Source organism: Luteococcus sp., assembly GCF_043424415.1.
In the GTDB taxonomy this organism is placed as follows: domain Bacteria; phylum Actinomycetota; class Actinomycetes; order Propionibacteriales; family Propionibacteriaceae; genus Luteococcus.
Map to the genome: position 1 here is coordinate 1 of NZ_JBHWOO010000111.1, position 4,664 is coordinate 4,664.

4 protein-coding genes and 1 pseudogene are annotated in these 4,664 nt (G+C 70.1%); 2 read left to right on the forward strand and 3 right to left on the reverse strand.

Features of this window, described 5'->3' with window-relative positions; translation table 11 throughout:
* The coding region (locus ACHFFZ_RS07090; protein WP_394275950.1) for a hypothetical protein at positions 1-559 on the forward strand (559 nt) is incomplete at its 5' end.
* A gap of 102 nt (positions 560-661) precedes the next feature.
* Here the strand turns inward: ACHFFZ_RS07090 and ACHFFZ_RS07095 are convergent.
* Both ACHFFZ_RS07095 and ACHFFZ_RS07100 read right to left on the reverse strand, forming a co-directional pair.
* Positions 662-1,879, reverse strand: a complete 1,218-nt coding sequence (locus ACHFFZ_RS07095) for a hypothetical protein (RefSeq protein ID WP_394275951.1) — start codon at positions 1,877-1,879, stop codon at positions 662-664.
* 115 nt (positions 1,880-1,994) lie between these two features.
* Positions 1,995-2,909: an RNase H family protein gene (locus tag ACHFFZ_RS07100; RefSeq protein ID WP_394275952.1), complete on the reverse strand. Its 915-nt coding sequence runs from the start codon at positions 2,907-2,909 to the stop codon at positions 1,995-1,997.
* Positions 2,910-2,992: 83 nt separating this feature from the next.
* On the opposite strand from ACHFFZ_RS07100, the gene ACHFFZ_RS07105 reads away from it, so the two are divergent.
* Complete coding sequence (locus tag ACHFFZ_RS07105) at positions 2,993-4,315, forward strand: LCP family protein (protein ID WP_394275953.1); 1,323 nt, start codon at positions 2,993-2,995, stop codon at positions 4,313-4,315.
* 34 nt (positions 4,316-4,349) lie between these two features.
* On the opposite strand, the pseudogene ACHFFZ_RS07110 reads toward ACHFFZ_RS07105, so the two are convergent.
* Positions 4,350-4,664, reverse strand: a pseudogene (locus ACHFFZ_RS07110) (adenosine deaminase); the annotation flags it as partial.

Consider the following 4,664-nt stretch of genomic DNA (forward strand, 5'->3'; position numbering starts at 1 on the left):
CTGTGCGCTGGCCCTGGCGCTGCTGGCCGCCGGCGGCTGGTTCGGCTACCAACGCTGGTTCGGGCCCGCCGCCGCTCCCGGTCCGGTGGCCTCGGCCAAGAGTCTCTACGAGCCGCCACTGGCCGTCGGTGCGGCCGGCTACCAGTTCGCCGACGAGGTCCCGGTCCAGGTCTTCAAGGGCGAGACCGACTGCATTCCGAAGCTGAACGCGGCGGTCGCCCCCGCAAGCCAGGCGGTCGTGGCCAACAGCGACCGCGGCTGGGGCGCCTACACCTGGCGCTTCGCCGACCAGTCCAGCGCCCAGAAAGCGTATGAGTCCCTGCGCACGGCCCTCGACGGCTGCACGGTCTCCGACTACACGCTGGGTGCACCCGTCGACAGCCCGAAGTCCGAGCAGCGCTGGACCCAGTACACCCAGAAGTCGGCCGACGGCACCGACCACGGCCGCATCGTGCTGACCAGTGACGCCAACACCCTCACCTGGCTGGAGGGTGGTCGCGAGGACATGGGTGCCACCGCCTTCGACGCGATCCGCGCCCGCCTGGAGGAGATGGACTGAAGGCGCGCCCGAGCCTTGACAGGACGCTGTGACGTGGCGCCCCGGGCCCACCCGAGGCGCCACGTCACAGCGCCCACTGCTGCAGCAGCGTCCCCGCAGTGCTCAGCGACGGTCCAGCTGCGGCTTCTTCGCCGACCCGAGCAGCGTCGGCAGGGCCTTGTCATAGGCAGCCCGGAAGTCGGCAGCGGGCATCACCTTCGACGGCTTGGCCGCTGCCTGTGCCATCCCCCAGGTGCCGGCCCGACCGCGCTGGGCGGGAGTGCCGTGGTGCCCGGCCGAGTCCACCTGACAGTCACCGATGCCGAGAAGCACGTCGTCCACCTCGGACAGCGCAGCCTTCGACTCCTTCCCGCCGCGGGGATGGGCGACGAAGTAGGCGGCTGATGCATCGGCGTGCAGTTCGGTGTAACGGGTCTTCTGCGCCGTGGGCGCCTGCTGGTCCTCCGGGGTGATCATCCCGGTGGCGAACTGCACCTGGTGGCCGTACTCGTGGGCCAGCACCACCTGCGGCGCGATCTCCCCGTGCCCCAGGGCGTCATAGGCACGCAGCATCCCCTCGCCCATCACGATGCGGTCACCGGTTCCTGCCTCCGACGATCCAGGGATGGCCACCGCATTGAAGGTCAGCAGCGGGTTGCGTCCGTGGTCGAGGCCCGGGCTCAGCTGGGTGTAGGTGGCAACGGCCTGACCGAGCACCGATGCAAGGCCGGCGGGAATACCGAGACCCTCGTAGACCGCCTGCACCCGACCCGGATCGGCGAGCATCTGCCCCGTCATGCCCTTGAGCTGGATCGACGAGCCGTCGATGTCCCAGAAGTGCTGCAGCCCTGCGAAGGAGGTCCGCAGCTGGTTGCCCTTGCCGGTGACGTCGACATTGTTGGCCCTCGGGTCCTGTGCCTGCACAGCCTCCAGCAGCGGCAGCATGTCGGCAGCGGTCACCGTGAGGAAGACCTGGTCGAGCAGTGTCATGCCGGCGGCCTGCCCCTCCACATAGCGGGTCACCTCTGTCTCGCGCTGGCAGGCCTCCCCGTCTGCGGCCAGCAGGGGACGCTCGGGCAGGGGCACGTCATGCTCGGAGAGGAAGGCACGCACCTTCTTCTCCACGCCCGCCTTGACGGCAGCGCTGCGCGCCTTGCGCAGGGCCTGCTGGCTGCGGGTGCTGGTGGCGTCGGCCTGGGCGGGGCTGCTGGCCCGAGTGGTGGTGGGGGCCGGGGCGGCCTGTGCCTGGGGGCTGGCCAGGACCGGCCCAAGTCCGGTGCCCAGCGCCAGGGTCATGGCGAGGGCAGCGGTCCTGGTGCGAGTCGAATGCTCATGGTGCATGGGATTCCTCCTGGATGGGATGTGCACCCAGTTTTGCCGTCAACGACCCTTGAGTGATCCGACGACAGGATGAATTCCGTCAATCGGACGAAGGAATCCCGTCACTTCATCCCCGTCAGAGGTCGGCGGGGGTGCCCTGGTGGAAGCGCAGCTTCCAGCCCTGCGGGGTGCGCACCCACACCGAGCTGCGCAGGGCGATCGCGCCACGGCTGCGTGAACGCCAGCGCAGCAGCACCACGTCCTCGGCCAGCCGGTCGGTGCCGATCACCTCGAGGGTGGTCGGATTGGTCAGCGGTGCGATGCTGGCCAGCATCCGCGCCCGGCTCCACAGCCGGCCCGAGGCTCCCACCTCGGTGAAGTCGGGGTGCAGCAGGGCCTCGACGCGCCGGGGATCGCTGCGCACGCTGTCGAGCAGCAGCGACTCCTCCAGGGCGATGACGTCCTGCGCCTCGCGCGGCTCGTCCGGCTCGTCCGGCTCGTCCGGCTCGTCGAGGCTGAACAGGTCGAGCTCCACCGGGGCGGGGCGGGACGGGCCCACGTCCAGGCTGGTGGCGGCCTGCTCCCCCGCCCCCTGGAAGCCGGGCCCGGCGGGCACCTGGGTGCCGTCGCGGTAGGCGCGGGCTGCGGCCTGGGCGCGGGCATCGGCGGCCTCGTTCATCACGTGCCCGGCATGGCCCTTGACCCATTCGAAGGTGACGGTGCGCCCCACCAGCAACCTGTCGATCTCCTGCAGCAGTTCGACGTTCATGACCGGCTTGCCGTCGGCCTTCTTCCACCCGCGACGCTTCCAGCCGGCCATCCACTTGGTCACGGAGTTGATCACGTACTGCGAGTCGCACAGCACGTGCAGCGGCTCGTCGGGCAGCACGGCCGTCTGCTGCAGCAGGTTGAGCACGGCCATCAGCTCACCCATGTTGTTCGTGCCGCGGGGCCACCCGCCGGCCGCCCAGTTGCCCTCGTCGACATACCAGGCCCAGCCCGCCGGGCCGGGATTGGACAGGGAGGAGCCATCGGCAGAAGCTGTGATCACTCCCCCAGTGTGCCAGCCGCCCAGCGACACGACGCGGTTCTGCGCCCCGAGCGCCTAACATGGGGCGGGTGCGACGAGCTGACATGACCCACGAGGTGGACGACAGGTTGGTGCATCCTGCACGTCCCCGGCACCGAGGCCGAAGGATCCTGCTGGCGCTGCTGGTGCTGGGGCTCGTGCTGGCGCTCGGCGGTGTAGGGCTCTACCGCCACCTGAACCAGAACCTCGAGACGGTGGAGCTGCCCACCGACATCCAGGGTTCCCAGGTTGCGCTCCCGGGCCTGCCGAAGGGCGTGGCGCAGAACATCGTGGTGATCGGCACCGACTCGCGGCAGAACCCCAATGACTGCAAGCTGGGCGGCTCCTGCGGCGATGCCAAGATCGACGGGGACACCAACGCCGACGTCATCATGCTGGTGCACATCTCGGCAGACCACGACTCGATGAGCGTGATGAGCATCCCGCGCGACACCACCGTCGACCTGCCGGCCTGCGAGGGCAATGGGCACAAGCGCGAGGCCGGGCGTGACCGGATCAACGGCACCCTGAACTACGGCATCGACTGCACCCTGCGCACCATCCATGACATGACCGGGCTGCCGATCCACCACTTCGCGATGATCGACTTCAGCGGCGTGGTGAGCCTGTCCGATGCCGTCGGCGGCGTCGACGTGTGCGTCAATGCCGACGTCTACGACACCTACTCCCACCTCAAGCTCGCCCAGGGCGACCACACGCTGGAGGGGGTGGCGGCGCTGCAGTTCGTGCGCAGCCGCCACGGCTTCGGCGACGGCTCCGACCTGGGCCGCACCGTCGCCCAGCACCTGTACCTGTCGGCCCTGCAGCGCAAGCTGGAGAGCGCCGGCACCCTGCTGAACCCGCAGAAGGTCTACCGCCTGGCCGACGCGGCCACCAAGGCGCTGACCGTCGACTCCGGCCTGGACAGCGTCGGGCACCTGGCTCAGGTGGTGACGACGGTGGGCCGCGTCCCCTCCTCCTCGACGGCCTTCCTGACCCTGCCGACCGCGCCCAATCCCAACAATCCGAACACGGTGGTGCCCGCCGAGAAGGCGAAGTCGATCTTCGCCAAGCTGCGGGCCGACCAGCCGCTGGTGGACCCCTCCCCCTCGCCCAGCGCGTCGGCCAGTGACGCGTCCGAACCTGCCAGCAGTGCCCCCCAGGCCTCGGCAAGCTCGCAGGCCGCGACGCCCAGCACCTCGGCCTCCCCCTCGGCCGATCCCGAGGACCAGGCCTCGCAGGCCCAGGAGGGCAAGGTGAAGGTCTCCTCGGAGAGCACCGGCTGCGCCGCGGTGAGCACGCAGAAGACGGTGGAGATCAATGGCGTGCCGATGACCCCCACCGAGGCCTTCCACAACTCGCCCAAGATCCCCGTCTCGGCGCCGTGAGCGGGCCGTCGCCAGTCGTCCCGGCCCGCGGCGCTCAGGCGTAGGCGGGCACCAGGACCTGCTCGACGACGGCCTCGCGCTCGGGGTGCGGCAGGAAGGCGCCACGCATCGAGTCGATCGCCACGCGGCGCAGCATCGCCAGGTCCCAGCCGAAGGCCTCCACCAGGTGGCCGAGCTCCTGCGACAGGGTGGTGCGACTCATCAGGCGGTTGTCGCAGCTGATGTTGATCCGGAAGCCCAGCTCGGCCAGCAGCCCGACCGGGTGCTCGGCCATCGTGGCCGCGATGCCGGTCTGCAGGTTGGAGCTCGGGGCCACCTCCAGTAGCACCCGCTCGTCGCGCACCCAGGC